This is a genomic window from Antarctobacter albus (assembly GCF_900101505.1).
GTDB lineage: Bacteria > Pseudomonadota > Alphaproteobacteria > Rhodobacterales > Rhodobacteraceae > Antarctobacter > Antarctobacter albus.
Genome location: NZ_FMZI01000012.1, coordinates 98,320 through 122,688 on the forward strand (window position 1 = coordinate 98,320; position 24,369 = coordinate 122,688).

The following is a 24,369-nucleotide window of genomic DNA, read 5'->3' on the forward strand; positions in this document are numbered from 1 at the left end:
CAAGCGATGGACGATCTGAAACACGGCACCCGCGACAAGCGTGGCAACTGGGCCCCCAGGGACCCCGTCGCCGGGGTGGCCCCCTTCTACGCCCTGCCGCCGAAACCGATGGAGCTGCTGGCCTGGCTCAAGGGCTACCTCTTTCCCTGGAACCTGCTCTTTTTCATCTCGGCACTGGTCTACTGGGCCTGGGTGATCCCGCCGGTGGCGGTCATGCAGACCCTGGCCTGGGGCTGGGTGCTGAAACTCCTTGCGCTCAACGCGCTCGGCATCGCCCTGTTCTACGGCGCCTTCGAGCTGCGCCTCTACATGCAGCGGGCACAGCACACCCGGTTCAAGTACAACGCCAAGTTCCCCGCCGACCAGAAATCCGGCGTGTTCTGGTTCAATGACCAGCAGATCGACGGCGCCCTGCGCACCTTTCTGCACGGCGTGCCGATCTGGACCGCGCTAGAGGTCGGCGCGCTCTGGGCCTATGCCAACGGCTATGCGCCCTGGCTGGCCTGGGCCGATCACCCGGTCTGGCTGGCACTGATGGTCTTCCTGGTGCCTTTCATCCAGGAGGCGCATTTCTACTGCATCCACCGGCTGATCCATGTGCCCTTTCTCTACAAGCACGTGCATTCGGTGCACCACAACTCGGTCAACCCTTCGCCCTGGTCGTCGCTGGCCATGCACCCGGTGGAACACCTGCTCTACTTCGGTGTCGGCCTGTGGCACCTGATCCTGCCGTCCAACCCCTTCATCATGTTGTTCCAGATGCACCGCGCGGCATTCGGGGCGATCCCGGGGCACGTCGGCTTTGACAAGATGGAACTGGGTGGCGACCGGGCGATCGATATGCACGCCTACGCCCATTACCTGCACCACAAGTATTTCGAGGTGAACTACGGCGACGGCATCGTGCCCTTCGATGCGCTGTTCGGCACCTGGCACGACGGCACCAAGCAGGCCGACGAAAAGATGAAGGCGCGTTTCCGGGACAAGAAGGCCCGCGCAAACGCCCGGAAAGGCGGCATGCCCGCCGAATAAGGAGCGACCCGCCCAGGCGTGCGAGGAGGCACCCGGGCGATCCGCAAAACCCATCACGACTGACCAATGCCGTCCGACCGACGACGGCAAACAGGGGAGGAGACCCTAAATGAAACTGAGCACGTTCCTTGCGACCACCGCCGCCCTCGCCATCGGCGCATCGGCCGTCTACGCCGAAGGCGCGGACATCTTCGTCATCGGCGGCAAGCCCGACGATCCGTTCTGGTCGATCGTCAAGCGCGGCGCCGAAGACGCGGCCCTCGTGGTCGAGGCACAGGGCGGCTCCGTCACCTGGCTGGGCCCGCAGAACTACGACAACCTCGGCGTGGACGCGGCGGAACTGATCCGCCAGGCCATCGACCAGGGCGCCGATGGCGTCATCGGCCCGAACTGGGTCCCCGAGGCGATGGACCCGGCCTTTCAGGCGGTCGTGGACGCGGGCATCCCGCTGGTCATCTACAACGCCGGCGGCCTCGAGGCCGCCGACCGGCTGGGCGCGCTGAACTACGTCGGCGCGGTCGATTACCTGGCCGGTGTCGCCGGCGGCGAATGGCTGGGCAACAACGGCGGGACCGTCGGGCTCTGCGTCAACTCGCTGCCCGGCGCGGCCAATATCGAGGATTACTGCAACGGGTTCGCCGAGGGCATGGAGAACACCGGCCACACCGCGACCACCCTGCCCCTGCCCGCGACCGCCCAGGGCAACGTGACCGCCGTGGCCCAGGCCGTGCGCGCGCACCTGCTGCAGAACCCGGACATCAACGCCGTCTTCGCCACCGCGAACCTCGATGCCGTCGGCATCGTCCAGGGAATCCAGCAGGCGGGCAAGGCCGGCCAGGTGCAGATCTGCGGCATCAACTTCGACGAGGCGATCCTGACCAACATCAAGAGCGGTCAGCAGGCCTGCGCCATCGACCAGCAAGGGTATCAGCAGGGCTTCTACGCCGTGTCGATCCTGAACGGACACATCAACTACGGCCTGTCGATCCCGACTCGCGAGATCCTGACCGGCCCCGGCGTCGTCGATGCGTCGAACATCGACGCCACCATGCTGGGTGCGGGCAAGGGCACGCGCTGAGCGCCCCACGGGCACCGGGCCGCGCCGCCGCGCGCGGCCCATCCTTCACGACAAACGGGAGGCCGGGCGCCTTTGACGCGACCGGAACGGGAGAGACATGTCACCTGACGCGCCAAGAACCAGCGGCCCAGCCGCGAGCATCGGCAACCTGATCCGCCGGCCCGAATTCGGAACCCTGATCGGGACGATCGTCGTCTACGCCTTCTTCGCCAGCCTCGGCGGCAAGGTGTTTCTCGGCGCGCCCGGCTGGTCCGCCTTCCTGACGATGGCGGCCGAGGTCGGCATCATCGCCCTCCCCGTCGGCCTGTTGATGATCGCCGGAGAGCTGGACATTTCCGTGGGCGCCGTCGTACCCGCCGCCGCGCTGACCTGCGCGTTGGTGTCCGGCCACTACGATCTGCCCACCTGGTACGGCGTCCTTGCCGGGCTCGCGGTCGGGCTGATGATCGGTTTCATCAACGGCTACCTGGTGTCGCGCACCGCGATCCCCTCGCTCATCATCACCATCGGCACGATGTTCGGCACGATGGGCCTGACCCTGGGACTGACGGTGCTGATCGCGGGATCGACCGGGGTCTTCATGACGCCCGACCCGGTGGCCAAGCTGATGCTGGGCGAGTCCATCAACTTCATGTTTCGCGTCACCATCTTCTGGTGGCTGGGCTTTGCCCTGGTGATCTACTACCTGCTGCACGTCGCGCCCTGGGGGAACTGGGTCTTTGCCCTGGGCGGCGACCGCGACAGCGCGCGCAATGCCGGCATCCCGATCCGCCGCGTGACCATCGGCCTCTACATGCTCAGCGGTTTTGCAGCGGCCTTTGTCGGCGTCAGCCAGGTGCTGACCTTCGGCAGCGCGCAGGTCGCGGCGGGACAGGCCTTCATCTTCAACTCGATCATGTGCGTGGTCATCGGCGGCGTGCTGCTGACCGGCGGTGCCGGGTCGGTGGTGGGCATCGTGCTGGGCACACTGACCTTTTCCATCGTCAACCAGGGCATCTTCTTCAGCGGACTCGATCCGAACTACGGCAGCATCATCATCGGGGCGCTCCTGCTGATCGCGGTGATGTCCAACGACACCTTCCGCAAGCTCGCCCTGAGCTACGCGACCAAGAAGTGAGGCCGGGACCATGACAGACCTCTTCGGAACCTTCCTGCGCAAGCCCGCCGCGGGCGCCATCCTCAGCCTGGTCGGCGTGATCGCCTTCTTCGTGATCTTCGGCGGCGTGGACCTGGGCAAACTGGCGGGCGCCGCCAGCTGGGTGAACTTTGCAGCCAACCTCGGGATCGTGGCCATTCCGGTGGGCATGCTGATGATCGCGGGCGAGCTGGACATCTCGATCGGGGCGATGATCCCGGCGGGGTCGATGACCACCGCCATCGTCTCGGGCCATTACGAACTGCCCATCGCCGTCGGCATGATCTGCGCGCTGGGTCTGGGCGTGATCGTGGGCACGATCAACGGCGTGCTGGCCAACCGCACCACGGTCCCCTCGCTGATCATCACGCTGGGCACGCTGGTCGCCATGCAGGGTGTCGTCCTGGCCGCCGCCAAGATCCTGACCGGCAAGGCCAGCGTCGCGCTGACCGCCCCGGACTGGGCCAAATTCACCTTTGGCCAGCTGATCGGCGGCAGCCACCAGGTCATCATCCTGTGGTGGATCGCGCTGGCGCTGGTCCTGTGGTTCGTGATGCATGCCACGCGCTACGGCAACTGGATCTTCGCGATGGGCGGCGACAAGGACAGCGCCCGCAACGCCGGCATTCCCGTCCGCCAGATGACCGTCGCGCTCTTCATCCTGTCGGCCACGGCCGCCAGTTTTACCGGCATGTGCCAGGCGATCCTGTTCAATTCGGCCCAGGTCTCGGGCGGCATGAACATCATCTTCAACGTGATCGTCAGCGTCGTCGTCGGCGGCACCCTGCTGACCGGCGGCTTTGGCTCTGTGGCCGGGATCTTCTTTGGCACGCTCACCTTCGCGGTGGTCAACCAGGGCATCTACTTTACCCAGATCGACCGCAACTGGTCGAACCTGATCATCGGGGTGATGCTGCTGGTGGCCGTCGCCATGAACGAAAACTTCCGGACCCTGGCGATGACCGCCGTCCGCAAGAAGAAACCCGCTTGAGAGGGAGGCCCGGACCAATGGCTGACAAGACCCCCGTGATCGAACTTCGCAATGTCGACAAGAGTTTCGGCCCCATCGACGTGCTGCATGAAATCTCGCTCAAGGTGAACGAGGGCGAGGTGCTCTGCCTGCTGGGCGACAATGGCGCTGGCAAGTCGACGCTGATCAAGACACTGGCCGGCGTGCATCAACCCACCCGCGGAGAGATCCTGCTGGACGGCCAGCCGGTGCGCTTTTCCCGGCCCAAGCAGGCACAGGAAATGGGCATTGCCACGGTGCACCAGTTCGGCGGCACCTTTCCCCTGATGTCCATCGGGCGCAGCTTTTTCGCCGGAGTCGAACCGACCCGGGGCTGGGGGCCGTTCAAGGTCTACGACCGCAAGACCGCCAACCGGATCGCCGTCGAGGCGGTGCAGAACTTCGGCATCACCCGCATCGACGACGGCGACCGCCTGGTCGGCGGCCTGTCGGGCGGGGAACGGCAGTCGCTGGCCATCGCCCGCGCGGTGCATTTCGGCGCCCGCGTGCTGATCCTCGACGAGCCGACCGCCGCGCTGGGGGTGAAACAGGCCGCCCATGTCCTGCGCATCGTGAACGAGGCCAAGCGGCGCGGGCTGGCGGTGATCTTCATCACCCACCAGGTCATGCACGCGATGGCCGTGGGCGATCATTTCGCCGTCCTGATCCGTGGCGCCATCGCCGCCGACTTCCGCAAGGGCGAGAAGACCCGCGAGGAAATCGCCGACCTGATGGCCGGTGGCGAAAGCATGGCCGACCTGGAATCCAGCATCGAAGGCTACATGGAAAGCCATGACGGCCATGTGCCGCCGCCGGTGCACTGAGGTCTTTCACATCATGCAAACGCCCTCGTGGCGTTTGACGGCAACGCGTTCGCGGGCATCCTTCGCGAACCCAATATCATGACGGAGCACAAGATGAGCATTCGCATCGCCGTGATCGGCGCGGGACTGATGGGGGCCGATCACGCCGCAATCGTGGCAGAGGACCTGCCCGGGGCCACCCTTCAGTTGGTCTGCGACATGGACGCCGCCCGCGCGCGCGCGGTGGCTGACAGGCTGGGCGCCACCGATGTCTCGACCGATCCAGAGGCCGCCATCGCCCGCGACGATGTCGACGCGGTCATCATTGCCAGCCCCGATTTCACCCATGCGCCGCTCAGCACGGCCTCTATCCGCGCGGGCAAGCGGGTGCTCTGCGAGAAACCCCTGTCGCAATCGCCGCAAGAATGCATCGAGGTCATGCAGGCCGAAGAGGCCGCGGGGGCCAAACACGTCATGCTGGGCTTCATGCGCCGCTACGACCAGTCCTACGTCGAGATGAAAGAGGCGCTGACAGGCGGCCAGCTGGGCCGCGCGCTGATGATGCACAACTTTCACCGCAACGTGGAAACCCCGGCGGCCGATTTCACCGGCGCGATGGCGATCACCAATTCCGCGCCGCATGAGTTCGACGTGGTCCGCCACGTCCTGAACTGCGACTACACCGCGATCTCTGCCTACCAGCCCCGGCGATCGGACTCCGTGGTGGCCCCGGTCGTCATGGTGCTGGAAACCGATGACGGCCAGCTTGTGACCATCGAGGTCAACAACAACGCCGCCTACGGATACGACGTGCGCGCGGAACTGGTGGGCGAGCAGGGCAGCATCGCCACGAACAACGTCGCCTACACCCGCACCGACATGAAACTGGCCGCCGCCACCCGCTACGAGGCCGACTGGCGCGGGCGCTACCACGAGGCCTACGTCCGCCAGAACCGCGACTTCCTGCGCTTTGTCGAAACCGGCGCCTTCCCGGCGACGGCTGCGGATTGCTGGGACGGCTACTGCGCCGCGCAGGTCGCGCAGACCGGCGTCACCGCGCTGGAAACAGGTCGGAAATGCGCGGTCCAGATGATCGCCAAACCGGAGTTCTACGCATGAAACTTGGCTTTGTCTCCGACAGTCTCGGCGCCATGTCGCTGGACGACATGCTGGCCCATGCCCGGCGCATGGGTGTATCCGGCATCGAGGTGAACACCTGCGGCTGGACCACCGCACCGCATTTCGACCTGGCCAAGATGCTGGGCAATAGCGCCGCGCAAAAGGCCTATCGACAGAAATTCGCGGATCACGGGCTGGAGATCATCAGCCTGAATGCCAACGGCAACCCGCTGCATCCCACCGACCGGACCCAGGGGGATGCCCTGTTGGACACGATACGCACCGCCGGCGAAATGGGGATCGAGACGGTCTGCACCATGTCCGGCCTGCCCGCGGGCGCACCCGGCGACACCATGCCGAACTGGGTGGTCTCCTCCTGGCCGCCGGAGACGCAGGAGATCCTGCGCTTTCAATGGGACGATGTGCTTTTGCCGTTCTGGGAGGGCGTCGCCGCCGTCGCCCGCGAAAGCGGCGTGAAACGGATCGCGCTGGAGCTGCACGGCAACCAATGCGTCTACAACGTGCCCTCGCTGTTCAAGCTGCGCGAGGCCATCGGCCCGGTGATCGGCGCCAACCTGGACCCCAGCCACCTGATGTGGATGGGCGCCGACCCGCTGGTCGCCGCCGAGGCGCTGGGAGAGGCCATCTACCACGTCCACGCCAAGGACACGCTTCTGAACGCGCCGGTGCAGGCGACGACATCGCTGCTGGAAAACGGCTCTCTCATGGATATCCCGGCGCGCAGCTGGTCCTACATCACGCTGGGTTTTGGCCACGGCGAGGAATGGTGGCGGCAGTTCTGCTACCGGCTGCGGATGGCGGGTTACGACGGCTGGCTGTCGATCGAACACGAGGACGTCCTGCTGAACGCGCTCGAAGGGTTGGAGAAATCCGTGGCGCTCCTGCAGAACGTGATGCCCTCGGCCCCGGCCGATTTCAAACCGCAGGAGATCTGAGCCAATGCCCCGCGACTACAGCCTGACCGGGCCGGATGCCCGCCGCGCCGTCGATGCGGGGCTGGTGACCGAGGACTGGTACAGAACGCCCATCGACCGCAAGCAGATGAAGGCGCTGATGAAACGTGCCGATCAGCCCGCCATCCGCGACACGATCCTTCTGTTCGGGCTGATGGTGGTCCTTGCAGGGATCGCCATCGCGCTGATGCCCTCATGGTGGTCCGTGCCCTTCTGGCTTGCCTATGGCGTGCTTTATGGGTCGGCGATGGACTCGCGCTGGCACGAATGCGGGCACGGCACCGCCTTCAAGACGCGCTGGATGAACCAGCTTGTCTACCAGGTCGCCTGTTTCTGCATGATGCGCGACCCGTGGTGCTGGAAATACAGCCACGCCCGGCACCATTCCGACACGATCATCGTGGGCCGCGATCCGGAAATCGCCATCATGCGGCCGGTCGTGGCGCTCAAGGTCGCCTCGAACCTTCTGGGGCTGGTCGATGTGCCCGACGGGCTGCGCCGCATGGTCGTCCATGCCTCTGGCCGGATGCTGCCGGACGAGGAGACCTATGTCGAAGCGGTCTTTTACCCGAAAACCTTCCGCACCGCGCGGATCTGGCTGGCGATCTACGCGCTGACCGTCCTGACCGCCGTCCTGTTCCTGTCCTGGGTCCCGTTGCTGCTGATCGGCCTGCCGCGCCTGTACGGCTGCTGGCACATGGTCCTGACCGGCTGGCTGCAACACGGCGGGCTGGACGACAACGCGCTGGATCACCGGCTCAACAGCCGCACGGTCTACATGAACCCGGTCAGCCGCTTCATCTACTGGAACATGAACTACCACGTCGAACACCACATGTTCCCGCTGGTGCCCTATTACCGCCTGCCGGAGCTGCACCGGGTCTGCGCCTTTGATTTCCCGGCGCCGAACAGATCGATCCCGCAGGCCTTTGCCGAGATGCTGCCAGTGCTCTGGCGCCAGCGGCACGACCCCGATTTCCACCTGCGCCGTCCCCTGCCCGACAGCGCCCACCCCTACCACGACGGCCCGCGCGCCAGCGCCGGCTGACAGACCAAGGAGACCCCAATGGCAGACTGGATTGACGCCTGTGCCGCAAGCGACATCGACGAAGAGGACGTGATCCGTTTCGATCACGGCAGCCGGACTTTCGTGATCGTGCGCGACCACCAGGACAACTACTATTGCACCGACGGGCTGTGCACCCACGAGGACGTGCACCTTGAAGACGGGCTGGTGGTCGAGGCGACCATCGAATGCCCCAAGCATTCGTCGATCTTCGACTGTTCCACCGGAGAGGTGGAAACGCCGCCCGCCTGCGAGAACCTGCACACCTATCCCACCAAGGTCGAGAACGGCCGCGTCTTCGTCGAACTGTGAGGCGGCGACCCGGCCCCGGCCCCGGACCCGACCTGGGGCCGCGGGCCAATCTGACAGTCCGATCCGTCGGCCCCCCACACGAAAGGAAAGCGCATGACCTTCCAACTCGCCGCCTGCGCGGAAATGCTCTGGCTGGACAAGCCCATCGCCTGGCGCGCCGCGCGCCTGCACGAGATGGGCTTTGGCGTCGGTCTCTGGAACTGGCCCGAATGGGACCTGGATGCACTGGAAAAAACCGGCGCCAGTTTCACCATCATGAACGGCTATCTGCGCGGCCGCCTGTCGGATGCCGAAGGCGCCGACCTGCTGGTGAACTCCGCCCGTGAAACCGCGCAGGTCGGCAAGCGGCTGGGCGTCGCGCGGCTGAACCTGCACGGCACCGGCCTGGGCGACGGCGGCCTGCCGATCCCGCAGCACACGGCCTATGCCCCCGGCATGTGGCTGCGCGCGCGCGATACGCTGCACCGGATCTGCGACATGGCCGAGGAAGAGGGCGTGACCTTCACCCTGGAGAACCTCAACCTGCGCGAACATCCGGGCTGTCCCTTCAACACGAGCGCCGACGTGCTGTCGCTGGTCTCGGCGGTGGACCGGCCGCAGCTGCGCATCAACCTCGATCTGTACCACACCCAGATCGGCGAGGGTGACGTGATCCGCTGGGCCGAGGCCTGCCTGCCCTGGATCGGAGAATACCAGGTCGCCGACAACCCGGGCCGGTTCGAGCCGGGGACCGGAGAGATGAACTATCCCGTCATCGCCCGCGCGCTGGCCGACATGGGCTATGATGGCCCGGTCGCCTTCGAGGGCTATGCCAAGACCGATCCCGAAACCGCGCTGGAGGCCTTCCGCGCGGCCTTCACGGTCTGACGTCAAGGAACGATCCCATGAGCATCTACCACAACCGTCCGCTTGTCTCGGACATCCGCGCCATGAAGAAACGCGGCGAAAAGATCTCGATGCTTTTCGTCACCACCCCAGACGAGGCCGCCGCGGCCGCCGAAGCCGGCATCCACATGCTGTCGATCGAGGGCCGGTTCTTCGACGCTGAAATGCGCGAGGCGGCGGGCGACTGTTTCGTCCAGGTCGGCCTGCCCTACGGCGGCTGGGGCAGTTTCCAAGGCCGCCCGCTGGCCACCGGAGAGGACTACTTGCGCGCCGCCTTCCACTACGCGGCGCTTGGCGGCGACGCGGTCTATTGCGCGGCCTCCTACGACATCCAGAAACTGCTGTGCGACAATCACATCGCGGTGGTGGGCCACATCGGCCTGATCCCGTCCTACATCACCTGGACCGGTTGGCGCGCGGTGGGCAAGACTGCCGACGAGGCGCTGGCCCTGTGGCACCATACGCAGATGCTGGAACGTATCGGCGTCTTCGGCGCCGAGCTGGAAGTCGTGCCGGACCGCGTGGCCAGGTACCTGACCGAAAACTCCTCGCTGGTCATGCTGGGCATGGGGGCGGGTAAATACGCCGATGCGCAGTATCTCTTTACCGAGGATGTCTGTGGCTATGGCAAGACCCACAAGCCGCGCCACGGCAAGACCTACCGCAACTTCGCGCCCGAGCTGGAAAGACTGCAGGCCGAACGCATCGCCGCCTTCAGGGAATACAAGGCCGACGTGGACAGTGGCGGGTATCCGGCGGATCAGCACAGCGTCACGATCCAGGACGCCGAGTTCGACGCCTTCATGGCCGCGGCCCGCGCCTGACCCGCACTTCGATCGCCAAACACCCGGCCCGGGGGATCAGACCCCGGGCGGGATCAGGACGAACTTGCCGACATGGGTCTTGGCCAGGAAATCCCTCTGCGCCGTCACGATCTGGTGCAGCGGATAGGTCCGGGCCACCAGCGGGCGGATCTCGCCCCGTTCGACATAGCCGATGAGGTCGGGAAAGACCGTCTCATCCCAGGCCGTGGTGCCGATCACCTGCCGGTCGTGCAGGTACAGCTCGCGCATGTCCAGCGGCACCACCGGCCCGGCGATGGCCCCGGAGCTCACCAGCCGCCCGCCCCGCCGCAGCACCGCGAGCCTGCCCGGAAACCCGTCCCCGGCGGCATTGTCGACCACCAGGTCGATGCTGCCGGCGCCCAGAACCTTTTCCGGGTCATCCGCCCGTGCGATGCACCGGGATGCCCCCAGCTCGTACAGCAGCTCCATCTTGCCGGGGCTGGTCTGGGCAATGACCTCGGCACCGCGCCGCGCGGCCAGTTGCACCGTGGCCGAGCCCACCCCGCCCGAGGCGCCGCTGACCAGCACACGCTCTCCGGCGCGCAGTCCCGCGCGCTGCAGCATGTTCTCGGCCGTGCCGTAGGCGCAGGGCACAGAGGCCAGCTCCGCATCGCTCCAGTCGCAGTCGACGGAAAAGACCTCGGTCGCGGGCACCTTGACGTATTGGGCAAAGGCACCGTCGAAATCCGACGCCATCCACACCGTGTCCATATGATCGAAACCGCGCGTCCGCATGCAGGGCCGCACCAGGACCCGCCGACCGATCAGTTTCTGGTCCGCATCCGGCGCCGCCTGCACGACCCGTCCGCAGCAATCGGTGCCCTGGATCAGCGGAAAGGGCGTGGCCGCGTTCCAGCCCCCATCGGCGCGCTCCTCGGGCGGTCCATCGGAGGTGGCCGCCGTGTCCGTCGTGACCCCGGAGGAATACCAGCCCAGGCGCGTGTTGATCTCGGTGTTGTTCACACCAGCGGCCAGAACTTTCAACAGTACCTCGCCGGGGCCGGGGACGGGCACCGGGACGTCGCGATATTCCAGCCGGTCGTATCCACCGTTGCCCGTGGTGACGACCGCTTTCATGGTCGCGGGCAAAGGTGTCTCAGACACCTTCAATCCCCTTCAGCGTCAAGTTGGTGACAAGCTGGGCGTATTCCTCGCGGGCATCGCTGCCGGCACCACCGTTCCACATGTAGTACCAGTTCAACATGCCAAAGACGGACATGGTGACAGAGCGCAGCTTGCGCGCATCCGCCGCCAGCGGATCTGGCGCGATCTCGGCCAGGATGGCCGAGAGATGGTTGACCATGTCGCGCTGGTAGGCGCGCAGCACCTTCTGCTTGTCCTCGGGCAGGGCCTCCAGCGCGGAAATCTGCACCTTGTGGTGGTCGTCGGCGCCCTGGTAGGCCCGCAGCACCGCGCGCACGGTGTCCAGCAGACGATCCTGCGGGGTGGCACCCGGCGCGGGATCAACGCAGACACGGGCGTGCAGGGCCGACAGGTAGCTGTCCAGCAGGTCGAACAGCAGCGCGTCCTTGCCCGCGTAGTAGTGGTAGATATTGGCCTTCGAGATGCCGCAGCCCGCCGCAATCCGGTTCATCGAGGCGCGGTCGAATCCTTCGGCGGCAAAGACCTGTGCCGCGCAGTTCAGGATTTGCGCGCGTTTCTCGTCGTGATCCTTGGCGATGGGGCGTGCCACGGTCTCTCCTCGCTCCCTGTCCCGATCCTTTACCGGGGTTTGGCGGGGAAATTAACTGACCGATTGGTCGGTGACAACATCGGACAGGACCGGGCCGCCTCAGGCCGCCGCCGACAGCCTGTCCAGCCCCGGCGCGGGCAGGCGCTGCAACAGCCGCGCCGTCCCGGCCCGACAGGCCGGACCGGCCCAGGCCTCGGGCAGCACGAAATCCGGAAGTTCCGGCACTTTCAGCACGATACGCCGCCAGCTGTGCACGATCAGCACCCGCAGGGCGGCGGTTTGCAGCGGGTCCGGCGCACTGGCGGCCGCCAGCGCCGCCTCGGCCCGCGTCAGCCGGGCCGCCAGGTCAGCCGACAGCGCCACGGTCATCGCGTCGCAGGTCTTGTCGCGCATCCAGCGCGGCAAAGGCCTGTCGGGATCGATCGGCGTGGCAAAGGCCTCTGCCCCGGCGGGCGGATGCGCGGTCAACACCGCGTGCGGCGTGACCCAGACATCGTTTCGCGTCCATTCCAGCGGAGAGGCCGGATCGGTCAGCACCAGAAAAGCCGCCTCGGCGGGTGGATCGGTGGCATAGATGCGCGGGCTGGCGGCCACGGTCTGCGCCCGACCTTCGGGCGTCAGGCGGTACAGACTGGACCGGCCCGCACGCTCGCTTTCGATCCAGCCGTCCTTGCGCAGGCGGTGCAGGGCCACGCGCATGGCTTCGGGTTTTATCCCGACACGGCTCATGATCTCACCCAGGACAGTGCCCGGCAGGGCCGAGCCATCCTGCGCAAGATCACCGAAGACGGTGACAAGCAGCGACCAGACGCGCGGGGGGATCTCCCCCCGCAGGTCACTGACCGCTGCTTCGAAGGCCGTGCTGTCCATCGTCTCCTGTCTGCGCTCAGGCGCTGTAGGCGTTCATCGTCAGCAGCTCGTATTCGGCCACTTTCTCGCCATCCTGGTTGGTCAGCGTCACGTGCCAGCGCACTTCGCCATACTCGTCTGTCCGACGGGTCTTTTGCTTGACGGTCAGGCGCACGTTCAGCGCATCCCCCGCCACCACCGGCTTCATGAAGCGTAGCCCGTCCAGCCCGGTATTGGCCAGCACAGGGCCCTCGTTCGGCTCGACGAACATGCCCGCCGCAAAACTCAGCAGCAGGTAGCCATGCGCGACACGCCCCGGGAAGAAGGGATTCCGCGCCGCGGCCTCCTCGTCCATGTGGGCATAGAAGGTGTCGCCGGTGAATTCCGCGAAATGCTCGATGTCGGCAAGCGTGATCTCACGCGGGCCCGCATGCAGCGTCTCGCCAATCGCCAGGTCGTCGAAGCCACGTGTAAAGGGATGCGCCGGGGCCTCGACCTCTGCCGCGCCGGGCACCCAGCGGTTGCCGATGGCGCTCAGCATGTCCGGGCTGCCCTGGATCGAGGTCCGCTGCATGTAGTGCATCACGCCACGCACGCCGCCCATTTCCTCGCCGCCGCCCGCGCGGCCGGGACCGCCGTGGACAAGATGCGGCATCGGCGAACCATGCCCGGTGCTTTCCTTCATGCTGTTGCGGTCGTTGAAGTACAGCCGCCCGTGGAAGGCGCCCGCGCCCAGCGCAACCTCGCGCGCGACCGCCGGATCATGGGTGATGACAGAGGCCACCAGCGACCCGCCGCCGCGATTGGCGATCTGCACCGCGTGCCCCAGGTCGCGATAGCCCATGACGGTGGACACGGGGCCAAAGGCCTCGGTGTCGTGGATGCGCTCTGCCTTGTCCGGGTCGGCGCAGTGGAACAGCATCGGCGGCAGGAAGGCACCCTTGGCCCCATCCGCGCCATGCACCTCGAAGGCATCGGGGTCCCCATAAACACGCTCTGCCTCGGCGCCGATCACCGCCGCCTTTTCAAGAACGTCGCGTTTCTGGCCGTTGGAGACCAGCGCCCCCATGCGCGTGGCCTCTGCCCGGGGATCGCCGATCGGCGTCTTGGCCAGCCGCGCGCTCAGCGCCTCGATCACCGCCGGAACATGTGCCTCGGGCGCGATGATGCGGCGGATCGCGGTACATTTCTGCCCCGCCTTCACGGTCATCTCGCGGTGCACTTCCTTGACGAAGAGATCGAATTCGGGCGTGCCGGGTTCGGCGTCCGGCCCCAGGATCGAGGCGTTCAGGCTGTCCTGTTCGGCCACGAAGCGCACCGATTCACGCAACAGGTGCGGGTTCGACCGCAATTTCAGCGCCGTATCCGCCGAGCCGGTGAAACTCACCGCGTCCTGGCAGGTCAGCCGGTCCAGCATGTCGCCCAGGCCGCCCGCCACGAATTGCAGCGCGCCCTCGGGCAGCAGACCGCTTTCCAGCATCAGCCGCACCGCCAGTTCGGTGACGTAGCAAGTGGCGGTGGCCGGCTTCACGATGGCAGGCACCCCCGCCAGCAGGGTCGGCCCCAGCTTTTCCAGCATCCCCCAGACCGGGAAGTTGAAGGCGTTGATATGCACCGCGACACCCTGCAGCGGCGTGCAGATGTGATGGCCAAGGAACTGCCCCGAGCGCGACATCTGTTCGACATCGCCGTCCAGGTAGACATGCCCGTCCGGCATCTCTCGCCGCCCCTTGGAGGCAAAGACGAACAGCGTTGCAATGCCGCCGTCGATGTCCAGCCCGTGGTCGCGCGCCGTCGCCCCGGTGTTGAACGACAGGTCGTAAAGCGCCTCTTTGTGCTGCGACAGGTGCTGCGCCAGCGCCTTGAGCATCTTGGCGCGCTGGTGGAAGGTCATAGCGCGCAGCGCCGGGCCGCCTTTGTCGCGGGCGAAGGCCAACATCGCCTCGACGTCCAGCGCGTCGTTGCCCGCGTGGCCCAGCACCTCGCCGGTGACCGCGTTTTCAAAGCTGCGTGCGCCGGTGCCCGGTGCAACCCATTGGCCCGCCGCATAGCTCTTGATCTCAAGAAGGCTCATCCTTCCCCCCTGTCCTGCCGGTCGCACCCGGCGGTTCATTGAATCTCTGTCTCAGGCCCGTTTGTTCAGGCCGTCTCTGTCAGGCCCAGCCGGGCCAGCGCAGCATCCAGCCGCTTTTCCCATTCGGCGCGCATCTCGGGCGCGCTGGCGTGGCGCAGGCCCCAGGCCTGCAGTTGCGCCATACGGTCATCGGACGGATCGCCAAAGACCGCCGCCACGCGCGGGCGCCAGTAGGCCAGGCTCTTGGCAATCGCCGCCCCCTGCCCCTCGGCCCCCAGCCGCTCCAGCCCTTCTTCGGCCAGTTCGGTATGGCGCCGTTCCACCGGCAGGACCTCGCGCAGCGCTTCGGCCAGCGGCTGGTAGGTGACGCGCACCATGTCCTCCAGCTGCACGGAGACCGCATGGCCCATGCAGAGGTTCATCACCACCGCGTCGGCCCAGCCGTCCAGCGGGTAATTGAAGACGGACAGGCGCATGTCATGGGTGGACCGTGTCGATCCCGGCGCCGTGTCGCGCGGCAGACGGTCGGTCCAGGGATGGTGGCCGACGTAGCGGTCGGTATTGGCGCCGAATTCGCCCATCAGGCGCAGCACCTTGTCGGCGTGATCGGTCTTTTCCAGCACGATCCGGGCGGCGGCGATGCGTTCCTTGATCCCCGGCCCGTCGTTGATCACATCGGCAAAGCCCGCCGCCCCCGCCAGTTCGCTGTCGACGAAGATGCTCATCAGCTTCATCAGTTCGGCGCGGTAGCGGGGCGGCACGTTGGCAGGGTTGGTCAGCCGCCCGCCCTGGGCCAGGTAGTCGGCAATGTTCATCTCGTCCGTCATGGCGTCCCCCTTTACTGGTCGTAGTCCACGACCACACGGTCGGTGAGCGGATAGGACTGGCAGGACAGGACGTAGCCTCGTTCGACCTCGTAATCCTCCAGCGCGTGGTTGGCGATCATCTCGACCTCGCCCTCGATCACCCGGCACTTGCAGGTGGAACAGACCCCGGCCTTGCAGGCATAGGGCGCGTCCATCGCGTTTTCCAAAGCCGCGTCGAGAACCGAAAGGTCCTTGTCCATCTCGAAGCTGCGCGTGGTGCCGTCCAGCGTGACGGTGGCCTGCGTGCGCGCCGCCTGCGTGCCCGCCTCGGCGCTGGTGGCCTTGCGCGCCAGCCGTCCGGGCTGGGCGCTTGCAAACAGTTCGAACTTGATCTGTTCCTCGGACAGGCCGTGATCCTTCAACGCCTTGGCAATGCCCAGCATCATCGGCTCCGGCCCGCAGATAAAGGCGGTGTCGACATTCTCGACGTCGATCCAGTGTTCGAAGAGCGCGGCGCATTTCTCGGCATCCACACGGCCCTGGAACAGGTCGATGTCCATCGCGTCCGATTCCAGCACGTGGATGATGTTCAGCCGGCCCATGTAGAGGTTTTTAAGGTCCTCCAGCTCCTCGCGGAACATGATCGAATTCACGCCCCGGTTGGCATAGACCAGCGTGAAATCCGACCGGGGTTCCGTCGCCAGGACGGTCTTGAGGATCGACAGCACCGGGGTGATCCCCGACCCGCCCGCAAAGCCCAGGTAGCTACGCTGTGCCGTGGCGTCGAGCGGGGTGTGAAAGCTGCCCATCGGCTCCATCGCTTCCAGCACCATGCCCGGTTGCAGGTCCTCATTGGCCCAGGTCGAAAAGGCGCCGCCATCGACCTTCTTGATCCCCACCTGCAACAGGCCCTCTCCCCGACCGGCGCAGATGGAATAGGAGCGGCGCACCTCGGTGCCGCCGAAATCGCGGCGGAAGGTCAGGTACTGCCCCTGGATAAAGTCAAAGCTTTCGCCGTTCGCTGGTTCCAGCGTCACGACAACCGCATCGCGGATGGTCTTTTTCACGTCACGGACGGTCAGTTCATGAAAGCGCGGCATGGGCCTCACTCCTCAGATGCACTTGAAATAGTCGAAAGGCTCCAGGCAGTCGCTACACCGCCAATGCGCCTTGCAGGGGGTCGAGCCGAACTGGCTCACACGGGTGACGTTCCTGGACCCGCAATGCGGGCACTTTTCCGGTCCGCCCGCGGCTTGTGGCGGGGCGATCCCGTAGTCCTCCAGCCGGGACCGCCCCTTCTCGCTCAGCCAGTCCGTCGTCCAGGGCGGAGCGATCCGCGTCTCGATCTTGACGTCCTTGATGCCACGGTCGCGCAACGCGGTCTCGATATCCATCGAGATCACGCTGGTCGCCGGACAACCGGAATAGGTCGGCGTCACCGCCACGGTGACGGTCTCGCCCTCCAGCACCACCTCGCGCACGATGCCCAGGTCGACGACCGAGATCACGGGGATCTCGGGGTCCGGCACCTCGTCCAGCCAGCCCCAGATCTGATCCACACTCACGGTCATGGCGGTTTACCAGCGCGCGCCCGGATAGGCCCGTTGCAACCACTGCATCTGCGTCAGCATGTGGCCCAGGTGTTCCGAATGCCGGAACCCGGTCTTGCCGCCCGCATGGGCAAAATCGCTGTCGGGGATGACCAGCGTGGCCTCGCTCATGGTCTCCTGCACCGCCGCGTCCCAGGCCGCGCGCAAGGACGACGGCTCCGGCGCAATGCCTTCACCCGCCATGATCCCGCTGACCTCGTCATCGGTGAACATCTCACCCGCGTAGGGCCAGAGCAGGTCCAGCGCCGCCTGCATCCGCCGGTGGCTCTCGCTGGTGCCGTCGCCCAGGCCGATCACCGTGTCGCGCGAGCGTTCGACGTGATAGGCCACTTCCTTGACCGCCTTCGCCGCGATCCCCGCCACCCGCTCGTCCGAGGACCCGGCCAGCTTTTGCAGCAGCAGAACATGCGCCTGGTCAAAGAGATACTGCCGCATCATCGTCTGGCCGAAATCGCCGTTCGGCTGTTCCGCCAGCAGGACGTTGCGGAAATCCCAGGCGTCGCGCAGCATCGCCAGATCGTCGGCGGACCGGCCCTCACCCTCGACCTCGCCGGCAAGGCCCAGCCACATCTGCGTCTGCCCGATCAGGTCCAGCGCGGTGTTGGCCAGCGCGATATCCTCTTCCAGCACCGGCGCATGTCCGCACCATTCGCTGACCCTGTGACCCAGCACGAGGGTATTGTCCCCCATCCGGCAGAGGAATTCGAAAAACGCCATGTCGCGAGTCATTACATCGCCCCCACTTCTTCGGGGATGTCGAAGAAGGTCGGGTGACGATAGACCTTGGACTCCGACGGCTCGTAGAGCGGCCCCTTGTCCGAAGGCGAGGAGGCCGCGATATGCCTTGCCTCGACCACCCAGATGCTGACACCCTCGTTGCGGCGGGTATAGACGTCGCGGGCGTTCTTGACGGCCATGTCCGCGTCCGGCGCGTGCAGCGACCCGACGTGGCGGTGGCTCATGCCGTGCTGGCCACGGATGAAGACCTCCCAGAGCGGCCATTCATGGCGCTTGGGTTTCGTGGCTTGATCCGGCGTGTCCGGATAGGCTGCGTTCGGGGAACTCATCTCAACTTCCTCCCAATCTCGATACCGGGCGCACCCGGGGGGCCATCACTCGGCCGCGACCTTGCGCGCGGCCTTCTTCTCGGCATGGGCCAGCAGCCCGTCGCGCACCCATTTGCCGTCGTCCCAGGCCTTGTTCCGCGCCGCCAGACGTTCGCGATTGCACGGCCCGTTGCCCTTGAGCACGTCAAAGAACTCGGACCAGTCGGGCTGCGAGAAATCGTAGTGCCCGGTCTCCTCGTTCCATTTCAGGTTCTCGTCCGGGACGGTCAGCCCAAGGTATTCGGCCTGCGGCACGGTCTGGTCGACGAACTTCTGACGCAGCTCGTCATTGGTGTTCATCTTGATCTTCCAGGCCATCGACTGCTCGGAATGCACGGATTCCTTGTCCGAGGGGCCGAACATCATCAGGGACGGATACCAGAAACGGTTTAGCGCATCCTGCGCCATCTTCTTCTGCGCCGGCGTGCCAGAGGCCATCTTCATCATGATGTCGTAGCCCTGCCGCTGGTGGAACGACTCCTCCTTGCAGATGCGGATCATCGCGCGGGAATAAGGGCCAAAGGACGTCCGCTGAAGCGGCACCTGGTTCATGATCGCCGCGCCATCCACCAGCCAGCCGACCGCGCCCATGTCGGCCCAGGTCAGCGTGGGATAGTTGAAGATGGACGAATATTTCATCCGCCCGTCGAGCAGCATCTCGGTGATCTCGTCGCGGGTCACACCCAGCGTCTCGGCGGCGCAATACAGGTAGAGCCCGTGCCCCGCCTCGTCCTGCACCTTGGCCAGCAGGATCGCCTTGCGCTCCAGCGTCGGCGCGCGGGTGATCCAGTTGCCCTCGGGCAGCTGGCCGACGATTTCCGAATGCGCGTGCTGGCCGATCTGGCGGATCAGCGTCTTGCGATAGCCCAGCGGCATCCAGTCCTTGGGCTCGATCTTCTCGCCCGCGTCGATGCGGGCCTGGAAGGCGGCAAGTTTCTCGGGGTCTTCCTGCGTCGCCTCCGACTTGATCATCTGTGCATACATGGCAGAACCTCCCTGCTGATCGACTTCAAACCCGTTCGAGGACGATGGCCGCCCCCTGCCCCACGCCGACACACATGGTGCAAAGCGCGTAACGTCCCCCATTGCGCCGCAACTGGTGGGCCGCGGTCAAGACAAGACGTGCGCCCGACATGCCCAGCGGGTGCCCCAACGCAATGGCGCCGCCCTGCGCGTTCACGCGCGGATCGTCATCCGCCACGCCAAGCTCGCGCAGCGTCGCCAGGCCTTGGCTGGCAAAGGCCTCGTTCAATTCTATCACATCCATCTGGTCGATGCTCAGCCCGCAACGGTCCAGCACCTTGCGGCTGGCGGGCACGGGGCCGATGCCCATGACGCGCGGCGCCACACCGGCCGATGCCATGCCCAGCACGCGGGCGATGGGTGTCAGCCCCTGCGCCTTGACCGCCGCCTCACCGGCCAGCAGCAGCGCCGCCGCCCCGTCGTTCACGCCACTGGCATTGCCGGCGGTGACGCTCAGGTCCGGCCCGTTCACGCCCTTCAGCTTGCCCAGTTTATCTGCCGTCGTGCCGGGGCGCGGATGTTCGTCCGTATCGACGATGACCGGATCGCCCCTGCGCTGCGGCACCTCGACGGGAACGATCTCATCCGCAAACAGCCCCGCCGCCTGCGCCGCTTCCCAGCGCGCCTGGCTGCGCGCGGCAAAGGCATCCTGGTCCGCGCGGCTCACGCCATAATCGGCGGCCACGTTGTCAGCGGTCTCGGGCATCGAGTCGGTGCCGTACATCGCCTTCATCCTCGGGTTCACAAAGCGCCAGCCGATGGTGGTGTCGTAGACGGCGTTGGCGCGGGTAAAGGCGCTGGTTGCCTTGGGCATCACGAAAGGCGCGCGGCTCATGCTCTCGACCCCGCCGGCGATGCAGAGGTCGTAATCCCCCGCCTTGATCCCGCGCGCGGCAAACCCCACCGCATCCATGCCAGAGGCGCAAAGCCGGTTCACGGTCGTCCCCGGCACGCCCTCGGGCAGCCCGGCCAGCAGGGCCGCCATGCGTGCCACGTTGCGGTTGTCCTCGCCCGCCTGGTTGGCCGAGCCATAGATGACTTCGTCCACGGCGCTCCAGTCCACCGAAGGGTTGCGCGCCATCAGCGCACTGATCGGCAGCGCCGCCAGGTCATCCGCCCTGACCGAGGACAGCGCCCCGCCATAACGTCCGATCGGCGTCCGTACCCCGTCACAGATGAAAGCGTCCATGACCGACACTCCTCCCATTAATCGACCACGCGGTCGGAATACGTCAGCTCAGAGATTCGCGCAAGAAAAAGTTACACTATTCTCACAATTTGCCATTTCGGTAACGTTTCATCCCCAACGCATCCCACCCGCATCGGACCCGCGCTCAGCCTGTTCCCCGGAGCCCTCCCTCGCTTGATGCCGATGAGAGCCGGACGGCGCCGAAGCGCAAGGGGGCGCAGCCCCGCCGGCAGGCGGCTTGCCCTTGCGCTTCGGTGACGGCGGGCTCAGGCAGCAAAAAAGCGAGGGCGGGCGCAGGAGAACAGGCGATGCTTGTTCCCTGGTGACTCCGAAAGCGAAGAACAGGCGCAGCCTGTGCAAAGGGGTCGGCGGGCGGGCGTCTTTGCGGCGCAGCCGCAAACAGTCCCGTCCCGGCGACCGCAAAACGAAAAAGGGCGCCCCGGTCTCCCGGAGCGCCCCTTCAACTCATCCAACCCGCCGTGATCAGGCGTCGATACGGTCGGCGTTCATCACCTTGGTCCAGGCCGCGACAAAGTCCTTCACGAACTTCTCGGCGCCATCGTCCTGGGCGTAGACCTCGGCATAGGCCCGCAGGATCGAGTTCGAGCCGAACACCAGGTCCACGCGCGTCGCGGTGAACTTGACCTCGCCCGTCTTGCGGTCCTGGATCTCGTAGGTGCCGTCCCCACCGGGCACCCACTTGAAGCCCATGTCCGTCAGGTTGACGAAGAAGTCGGTGGTCAGGGCCCCCGCGCGGTCGGTAAAGACGCCATGCGCCGTGCCGCCGTGGTTGGTGCCCATGACACGCATGCCACCCAGCAGGCAGGTCATTTCCGGCCCGGTCAGCCCCAACAGCTGCGCCCGGTCCAGAAGCAGTTCCTCGGCGCTGACGATGTAGTCCTTCTTCTGCCAGTTGCGGAACCCGTCCGCGACCGGCTCGAGCACGTCAAAGCTCTCGGCGTCGGTCATCTCGGCACTGGCATCGCCACGGCCCGGCGTGAACGGCACCTCGATGTCGAAACCCGCCGCCTTCGCGGCCTGTTCCACACCGACGTTGCCCGCCAGCACGATGACATCCGCAACCGAAGCGCCGGTCTCTGCCGCGATAGGCTCCAGCGCCTGCAGCACTTTCGCCAGGCGGGCCGGCTCGTTGCCCTCCCAGTCCTTCTGCGGGGCAAGCCGGATGCGCGCACCGTTGGCACCGCCGCGCAGGTCGGACTGGCGGAAGGTCCGCGCGCTGTCCCATGCGGTGGCGACCATCTCGGCGGTCGACAGGCCGCTTGCCGCGATCTTGGCCTTGACGGCGGCCACATCGTAGCCGGTCGACCCGGCGGGGATCGGATCCTGCCAGATCAGCTCCTCGGCCGGGGCGTCGGGGCCGATGTAGCGATCACGGTTGCCCATGTCGCGGTGGGTCAGCTTGAACCATGCGCGGGCAAAGCAGTCCTCGAAATACGCCTGGTCCGCCATGAACTTCTGGCAGATTTCGTTGTAGATCGGGTCCATCTTCATCGCCATGTCGGCGTCGGTCATCATCGGCATGACACGCTTGGACGAATCCGTGGGATCGACCGGCATGTCCTCTTCCTTGATGTCGATCGGGCGCCACTGGTTCGCGCCTGCGGGCGACTTGGTCAGCTCCCACTCGTAGCCGAACAGCAGCTTGAAATAGCCCATGTCCCACTTGGTGGGGTTGGTGGTCCAGGCGCCCTCGATGCCGGAGGTCACGGCATTGGTCGCCTTGCCGTCCAGGTTGGGGTTGATCCAGCCAAAACCCTGGGTCTCGACGTCCGCGCCCTCGGGCTCGGCACCCAGCGCGCCGGCGTCACCGTTGCCATGTGCCTTGCCGACGGTGTGGCCGCCACAGGTCAGGGCCGCGGTTTCCTCGTCGTTCATCGCCATGCGGGCAAAGGTCTCGCGGACCTGCGCGCCGGTCTTGATCGGGTCGGGCTGGCCATTCACGCCTTCCGGGTTCACGTAGATCAGGCCCATCTGGACCGCTGCCAGCGGGTTCTCCATCGTGTCCGGCTTGGCCACGTCATCATATCGGTTGTCGGACGGCGCCAGCCACTCGCGCTCTGCACCCCAGTAGGTGTCTTTCTCCGGGTGCCAGATGTCCTCGCGGCCAAAGGAAAAGCCATAGGTCTTCAGGCCCATCGATTCATAGGCCATGTTGCCGGCCAGCAGGATCAGGTCGGCCCAGCTCAGCTTGTTGCCATACTTCTTCTTGACCGGCCACAGCAGGCGGCGCGCCTTGTCGAGGTTGCCGTTGTCCGGCCAGCTGTTCAGCGGCGCGAAGCGGATGTTGCCGTGACCGCCGCCACCGCGCCCGTCCGCCAGGCGATAGGACCCGGCCGAGTGCCACGCCAGACGGATCATCAAGCCGCCGTAATGGCCATAGTCCGCCGGCCACCAGTCCTGGCTCTCGGTCATCAGCGCCTTGACGTCTGCCTTGACTGCCTCGAAGTCGAGGCTCTTGACCTCTTCACGGTAGTCGAAATCCGCGCCCAGCGGGTTCGACTTGCTGTCATGCTGGTGCAGGATGTCCAGGTTCAGCGTCTTCGGCCACCAGTCCGTGACCGATGTGCCGGTCTCGGTGATCGCACCGTGCATGACCGGGCATTTGCCCGCCATATCATTGCCGTCCATGATGTTCTCCCTTGGTCATAAACGTCGGTCCGGGCCTTCGCGGCCCGACCCGTTCCTTGTCTCTCTCTGGGGAGGACGCGCGCCGCGCGGGGCCCTCGCCGGCCGGCAGGGCGACTCGCTCCCTCATACCCTAGAATGTTTCTAACAAGGGATGATCATATGTTTAAGTTGTATTTTCTCATCATCGACATAACTTTCTCCTATGAAGAACCTAACGCTCCGCCAACTCCGCTATTTCGAGGCGCTGGCCCGGCATGGCCATTTCGGGCGCGCCGCCGCAGCCTGTTCGATCTCGCAGCCCGCCCTGTCGGTGCAGATCCGGGATCTGGAGGCTGACCTTGGCGCGCCGCTTTTCGAACGCGGCGCGCGCCAGGTGCGGCTGACCGCCCTGGGCGAGGCTTGTCTCAGCCGGGCGGTCGACATCCTGCGCGCCGTGGACGAGTTCGACGACCTCGCCCGCGCCGCCCAGGGCGATCTGGTCGGCCGGTTGCGCCTGGGTGTGATCCCGACCGTCGCGCCCTACCTGCTGCCCGCCCTCTTTGCCGAGCTGAACCGCAACAACGCCGGGCTTGACCTGCATGTGCGCGAAACGCTGACGCCCCGCCTGCTGGTGGAATTGCACGAGGGCAAGATCGACGCCGCCATCCTGGCCCTGCCGGTCGGGGAAACCGGGCTGCACGAGGTGGCGCTCTTCGACGAGAGCTTTGTCTTCGTCCGGCCAGAGGCCGATGCGGACGCCCCCGTGCCCGACGGGGAGGCCCTGAAAAAGATGCGCCTTCTGCTGCTGGAAGAGGGGCATTGCTTTCGCGACCAGGCGCTGAGTTTCTGCAAGCTGAGTTCCGCCACCCCGCGCGACGGGCTGGACGGGTCATCGCTGACGACACTGGTGCAGATGGTCGGGGCCGGGCTGGGCGTGACCCTGATCCCGGAAATGGCGGTGCCCGTCGAGACGCCCGCCGCCCGTGTCTCCATCGCCCGGTTCGCCGAGCCGCAACCGACACGCACGATCGGCATGGTCTGGCGCAATTCCAGCCCCCTGTCCGAGCAGTTCCGCCATTTCTCGGAAACCGTCCGCACCGCGGCGATGGCCGAGCGGCTGTCACCGAATTGAT

The 24,369-nt window shown here is 66.0% G+C and carries 24 protein-coding genes; 12 read left to right on the forward strand and 12 right to left on the reverse strand.

The window, feature by feature from the left end; translation table 11 throughout:
• Positions 1-6 precede the first annotated feature (6 nt).
• The 11 genes from BLQ71_RS19610 (at position 7) to BLQ71_RS19660 (ending at position 10,237) form a co-directional block, all read left to right on the forward strand.
• Positions 7-1,032 carry a sterol desaturase family protein gene (locus BLQ71_RS19610; protein WP_043145862.1) on the forward strand — a complete coding sequence of 342 codons (1,026 nt, stop codon included), beginning with the start codon at positions 7-9 and terminating at the stop codon, positions 1,030-1,032.
• A 109-nt stretch (positions 1,033-1,141) separates the two neighbouring features.
• Positions 1,142-2,110, forward strand: a complete 969-nt coding sequence (locus tag BLQ71_RS19615) for a substrate-binding domain-containing protein (protein WP_074622937.1) — start codon at positions 1,142-1,144, stop codon at positions 2,108-2,110.
• 97 nt (positions 2,111-2,207) lie between these two features.
• Entirely contained in the window at positions 2,208-3,227 is a 1,020-nt protein-coding gene (locus BLQ71_RS19620; RefSeq protein WP_074622938.1) for an ABC transporter permease, read from the forward strand.
• Positions 3,228-3,237: 10 nt separating this feature from the next.
• Positions 3,238-4,236, forward strand: coding sequence for an ABC transporter permease (locus BLQ71_RS19625; protein ID WP_074622939.1), 999 nt, complete (start codon positions 3,238-3,240; stop codon positions 4,234-4,236).
• A 17-nt stretch (positions 4,237-4,253) separates the two neighbouring features.
• The gene (locus tag BLQ71_RS19630) at positions 4,254-5,078 is read left to right on the forward strand and encodes an ATP-binding cassette domain-containing protein (protein ID WP_043145866.1); all 825 of its coding nucleotides are present in this window, start codon (positions 4,254-4,256) and stop codon (positions 5,076-5,078) included.
• Positions 5,079-5,171: 93 nt separating this feature from the next.
• The gene (locus BLQ71_RS19635) at positions 5,172-6,176 is read left to right on the forward strand and encodes a Gfo/Idh/MocA family oxidoreductase (protein WP_074622968.1); all 1,005 of its coding nucleotides are present in this window, start codon (positions 5,172-5,174) and stop codon (positions 6,174-6,176) included.
• Complete coding sequence (locus BLQ71_RS19640; RefSeq protein ID WP_069210264.1) at positions 6,173-7,132, forward strand: sugar phosphate isomerase/epimerase family protein; 960 nt, start codon at positions 6,173-6,175, stop codon at positions 7,130-7,132. Before BLQ71_RS19635 ends, BLQ71_RS19640 begins: the two co-directional genes overlap by 4 nt.
• A gap of 4 nt (positions 7,133-7,136) precedes the next feature.
• Complete coding sequence (locus BLQ71_RS19645; RefSeq protein ID WP_074622940.1) at positions 7,137-8,198, forward strand: fatty acid desaturase; 1,062 nt, start codon at positions 7,137-7,139, stop codon at positions 8,196-8,198.
• 18 nt (positions 8,199-8,216) lie between these two features.
• Positions 8,217-8,528 (forward strand): MocE family 2Fe-2S type ferredoxin, encoded by a 312-nt coding sequence (locus BLQ71_RS19650; RefSeq protein ID WP_043145873.1) that lies wholly within the window; start codon positions 8,217-8,219, stop codon positions 8,526-8,528.
• 93 nt (positions 8,529-8,621) lie between these two features.
• Positions 8,622-9,395 (forward strand): TIM barrel protein, encoded by a 774-nt coding sequence (locus BLQ71_RS19655; protein WP_074622941.1) that lies wholly within the window; start codon positions 8,622-8,624, stop codon positions 9,393-9,395.
• Between the two features lie 17 nt (positions 9,396-9,412).
• Positions 9,413-10,237: a 3-methyl-2-oxobutanoate hydroxymethyltransferase gene (locus BLQ71_RS19660; RefSeq protein ID WP_074622942.1), complete on the forward strand. Its 825-nt coding sequence runs from the start codon at positions 9,413-9,415 to the stop codon at positions 10,235-10,237.
• 36 nt (positions 10,238-10,273) lie between these two features.
• Here the strand turns inward: BLQ71_RS19660 and BLQ71_RS19665 are convergent, their stop codons facing one another.
• The 12 genes from BLQ71_RS19665 to katG all read right to left on the reverse strand — a co-directional run bounded on the left by BLQ71_RS19665 (position 10,274) and on the right by katG (position 23,257).
• Positions 10,274-11,362, reverse strand: a complete 1,089-nt coding sequence (locus BLQ71_RS19665; RefSeq protein WP_308421261.1) for an alcohol dehydrogenase family protein — start codon at positions 11,360-11,362, stop codon at positions 10,274-10,276.
• Entirely contained in the window at positions 11,355-11,951 is a 597-nt protein-coding gene (locus BLQ71_RS19670; protein ID WP_043145878.1) for a TetR/AcrR family transcriptional regulator, read from the reverse strand. The genes BLQ71_RS19665 and BLQ71_RS19670 overlap by 8 nt, the downstream gene beginning before the upstream one ends.
• A 99-nt stretch (positions 11,952-12,050) precedes the next feature.
• The gene (locus BLQ71_RS19675) at positions 12,051-12,821 is read right to left on the reverse strand and encodes a PaaX family transcriptional regulator C-terminal domain-containing protein (protein ID WP_069210270.1); all 771 of its coding nucleotides are present in this window, start codon (positions 12,819-12,821) and stop codon (positions 12,051-12,053) included.
• A 16-nt stretch (positions 12,822-12,837) separates the two neighbouring features.
• Entirely contained in the window at positions 12,838-14,874 is a 2,037-nt protein-coding gene (gene paaZ / locus BLQ71_RS19680; protein WP_074622944.1) for a phenylacetic acid degradation bifunctional protein PaaZ, read from the reverse strand.
• A 65-nt stretch (positions 14,875-14,939) separates the two neighbouring features.
• Positions 14,940-15,701, reverse strand: a complete 762-nt coding sequence (locus BLQ71_RS19685) for a Phenylacetic acid catabolic protein (RefSeq protein WP_074622945.1) — start codon at positions 15,699-15,701, stop codon at positions 14,940-14,942.
• Between the two features lie 11 nt (positions 15,702-15,712).
• Positions 15,713-16,780, reverse strand: coding sequence for a 1,2-phenylacetyl-CoA epoxidase subunit PaaE (paaE, locus tag BLQ71_RS19690; protein ID WP_074622946.1), 1,068 nt, complete (start codon positions 16,778-16,780; stop codon positions 15,713-15,715).
• A gap of 12 nt (positions 16,781-16,792) precedes the next feature.
• Positions 16,793-17,251 carry a 1,2-phenylacetyl-CoA epoxidase subunit PaaD gene (gene paaD, locus BLQ71_RS19695; RefSeq protein WP_074622947.1) on the reverse strand — a complete coding sequence of 153 codons (459 nt, stop codon included), beginning with the start codon at positions 17,249-17,251 and terminating at the stop codon, positions 16,793-16,795.
• Between the two features lie 6 nt (positions 17,252-17,257).
• Positions 17,258-18,019 (reverse strand): 1,2-phenylacetyl-CoA epoxidase subunit PaaC, encoded by a 762-nt coding sequence (gene paaC / locus BLQ71_RS19700; protein ID WP_043145887.1) that lies wholly within the window; start codon positions 18,017-18,019, stop codon positions 17,258-17,260.
• The gene (paaB, locus tag BLQ71_RS19705) at positions 18,019-18,357 is read right to left on the reverse strand and encodes a 1,2-phenylacetyl-CoA epoxidase subunit PaaB (RefSeq protein ID WP_074622948.1); all 339 of its coding nucleotides are present in this window, start codon (positions 18,355-18,357) and stop codon (positions 18,019-18,021) included. The genes paaC and paaB overlap by 1 nt, the downstream gene beginning before the upstream one ends.
• Positions 18,358-18,402: 45 nt before the next feature.
• Positions 18,403-19,380 carry a 1,2-phenylacetyl-CoA epoxidase subunit PaaA gene (paaA, locus tag BLQ71_RS19710; protein WP_069210274.1) on the reverse strand — a complete coding sequence of 326 codons (978 nt, stop codon included), beginning with the start codon at positions 19,378-19,380 and terminating at the stop codon, positions 18,403-18,405.
• A 25-nt stretch (positions 19,381-19,405) separates the two neighbouring features.
• Positions 19,406-20,608 carry a 3-oxoadipyl-CoA thiolase gene (gene pcaF / locus BLQ71_RS19715; protein WP_074622949.1) on the reverse strand — a complete coding sequence of 401 codons (1,203 nt, stop codon included), beginning with the start codon at positions 20,606-20,608 and terminating at the stop codon, positions 19,406-19,408.
• A gap of 483 nt (positions 20,609-21,091) precedes the next feature.
• Positions 21,092-23,257: a catalase/peroxidase HPI gene (gene katG / locus BLQ71_RS19720; protein WP_074622950.1), complete on the reverse strand. Its 2,166-nt coding sequence runs from the start codon at positions 23,255-23,257 to the stop codon at positions 21,092-21,094.
• Positions 23,258-23,459: 202 nt separating this feature from the next.
• Between katG and BLQ71_RS19725 the strand changes: the two genes are divergently transcribed.
• On the forward strand, positions 23,460-24,368 hold the full coding sequence (locus tag BLQ71_RS19725) for a hydrogen peroxide-inducible genes activator (protein WP_043145894.1): 909 nt from the start codon (positions 23,460-23,462) through the stop codon (positions 24,366-24,368).
• The last annotated feature ends 1 nt before the right edge of the window (position 24,369 follow it).

Bases quoted from the DNA above. Each gene is read 5' to 3' on its own strand.
- BLQ71_RS19610 (WP_043145862.1), top strand. From the start codon at position 7: ATGGACGATCTGAAACACGGCACCCGCGACAAGCGTGGCAACTGGGCC.
- BLQ71_RS19615 (WP_074622937.1), top strand. From the start codon at position 1,142: ATGAAACTGAGCACGTTCCTTGCGACCACCGCCGCCCTCGCCATCGGC.
- BLQ71_RS19620 (WP_074622938.1), top strand. From the start codon at position 2,208: ATGTCACCTGACGCGCCAAGAACCAGCGGCCCAGCCGCGAGCATCGGC.
- BLQ71_RS19625 (WP_074622939.1), top strand. From the start codon at position 3,238: ATGACAGACCTCTTCGGAACCTTCCTGCGCAAGCCCGCCGCGGGCGCC.
- BLQ71_RS19630 (WP_043145866.1), top strand. From the start codon at position 4,254: ATGGCTGACAAGACCCCCGTGATCGAACTTCGCAATGTCGACAAGAGT.
- BLQ71_RS19635 (WP_074622968.1), top strand. From the start codon at position 5,172: ATGAGCATTCGCATCGCCGTGATCGGCGCGGGACTGATGGGGGCCGAT.
- BLQ71_RS19640 (WP_069210264.1), top strand. From the start codon at position 6,173: ATGAAACTTGGCTTTGTCTCCGACAGTCTCGGCGCCATGTCGCTGGAC.
- BLQ71_RS19645 (WP_074622940.1), top strand. From the start codon at position 7,137: ATGCCCCGCGACTACAGCCTGACCGGGCCGGATGCCCGCCGCGCCGTC.
- BLQ71_RS19650 (WP_043145873.1), top strand. From the start codon at position 8,217: ATGGCAGACTGGATTGACGCCTGTGCCGCAAGCGACATCGACGAAGAG.
- BLQ71_RS19655 (WP_074622941.1), top strand. From the start codon at position 8,622: ATGACCTTCCAACTCGCCGCCTGCGCGGAAATGCTCTGGCTGGACAAG.
- BLQ71_RS19660 (WP_074622942.1), top strand. From the start codon at position 9,413: ATGAGCATCTACCACAACCGTCCGCTTGTCTCGGACATCCGCGCCATG.
- BLQ71_RS19675 (WP_069210270.1), bottom strand. From the start codon at position 12,821: ATGGACAGCACGGCCTTCGAAGCAGCGGTCAGTGACCTGCGGGGGGAG.
- paaZ (WP_074622944.1), bottom strand. From the start codon at position 14,874: ATGAGCCTTCTTGAGATCAAGAGCTATGCGGCGGGCCAATGGGTTGCA.
- BLQ71_RS19685 (WP_074622945.1), bottom strand. From the start codon at position 15,701: ATGACGGACGAGATGAACATTGCCGACTACCTGGCCCAGGGCGGGCGG.
- paaE (WP_074622946.1), bottom strand. From the start codon at position 16,780: ATGCCGCGCTTTCATGAACTGACCGTCCGTGACGTGAAAAAGACCATC.
- paaD (WP_074622947.1), bottom strand. From the start codon at position 17,251: ATGACCGTGAGTGTGGATCAGATCTGGGGCTGGCTGGACGAGGTGCCG.
- paaC (WP_043145887.1), bottom strand. From the start codon at position 18,019: ATGACTCGCGACATGGCGTTTTTCGAATTCCTCTGCCGGATGGGGGAC.
- paaB (WP_074622948.1), bottom strand. From the start codon at position 18,357: ATGAGTTCCCCGAACGCAGCCTATCCGGACACGCCGGATCAAGCCACG.
- paaA (WP_069210274.1), bottom strand. From the start codon at position 19,380: ATGTATGCACAGATGATCAAGTCGGAGGCGACGCAGGAAGACCCCGAG.
- pcaF (WP_074622949.1), bottom strand. From the start codon at position 20,608: ATGGACGCTTTCATCTGTGACGGGGTACGGACGCCGATCGGACGTTAT.
- katG (WP_074622950.1), bottom strand. From the start codon at position 23,257: ATGGACGGCAATGATATGGCGGGCAAATGCCCGGTCATGCACGGTGCG.
- BLQ71_RS19725 (WP_043145894.1), top strand. From the start codon at position 23,460: ATGAAGAACCTAACGCTCCGCCAACTCCGCTATTTCGAGGCGCTGGCC.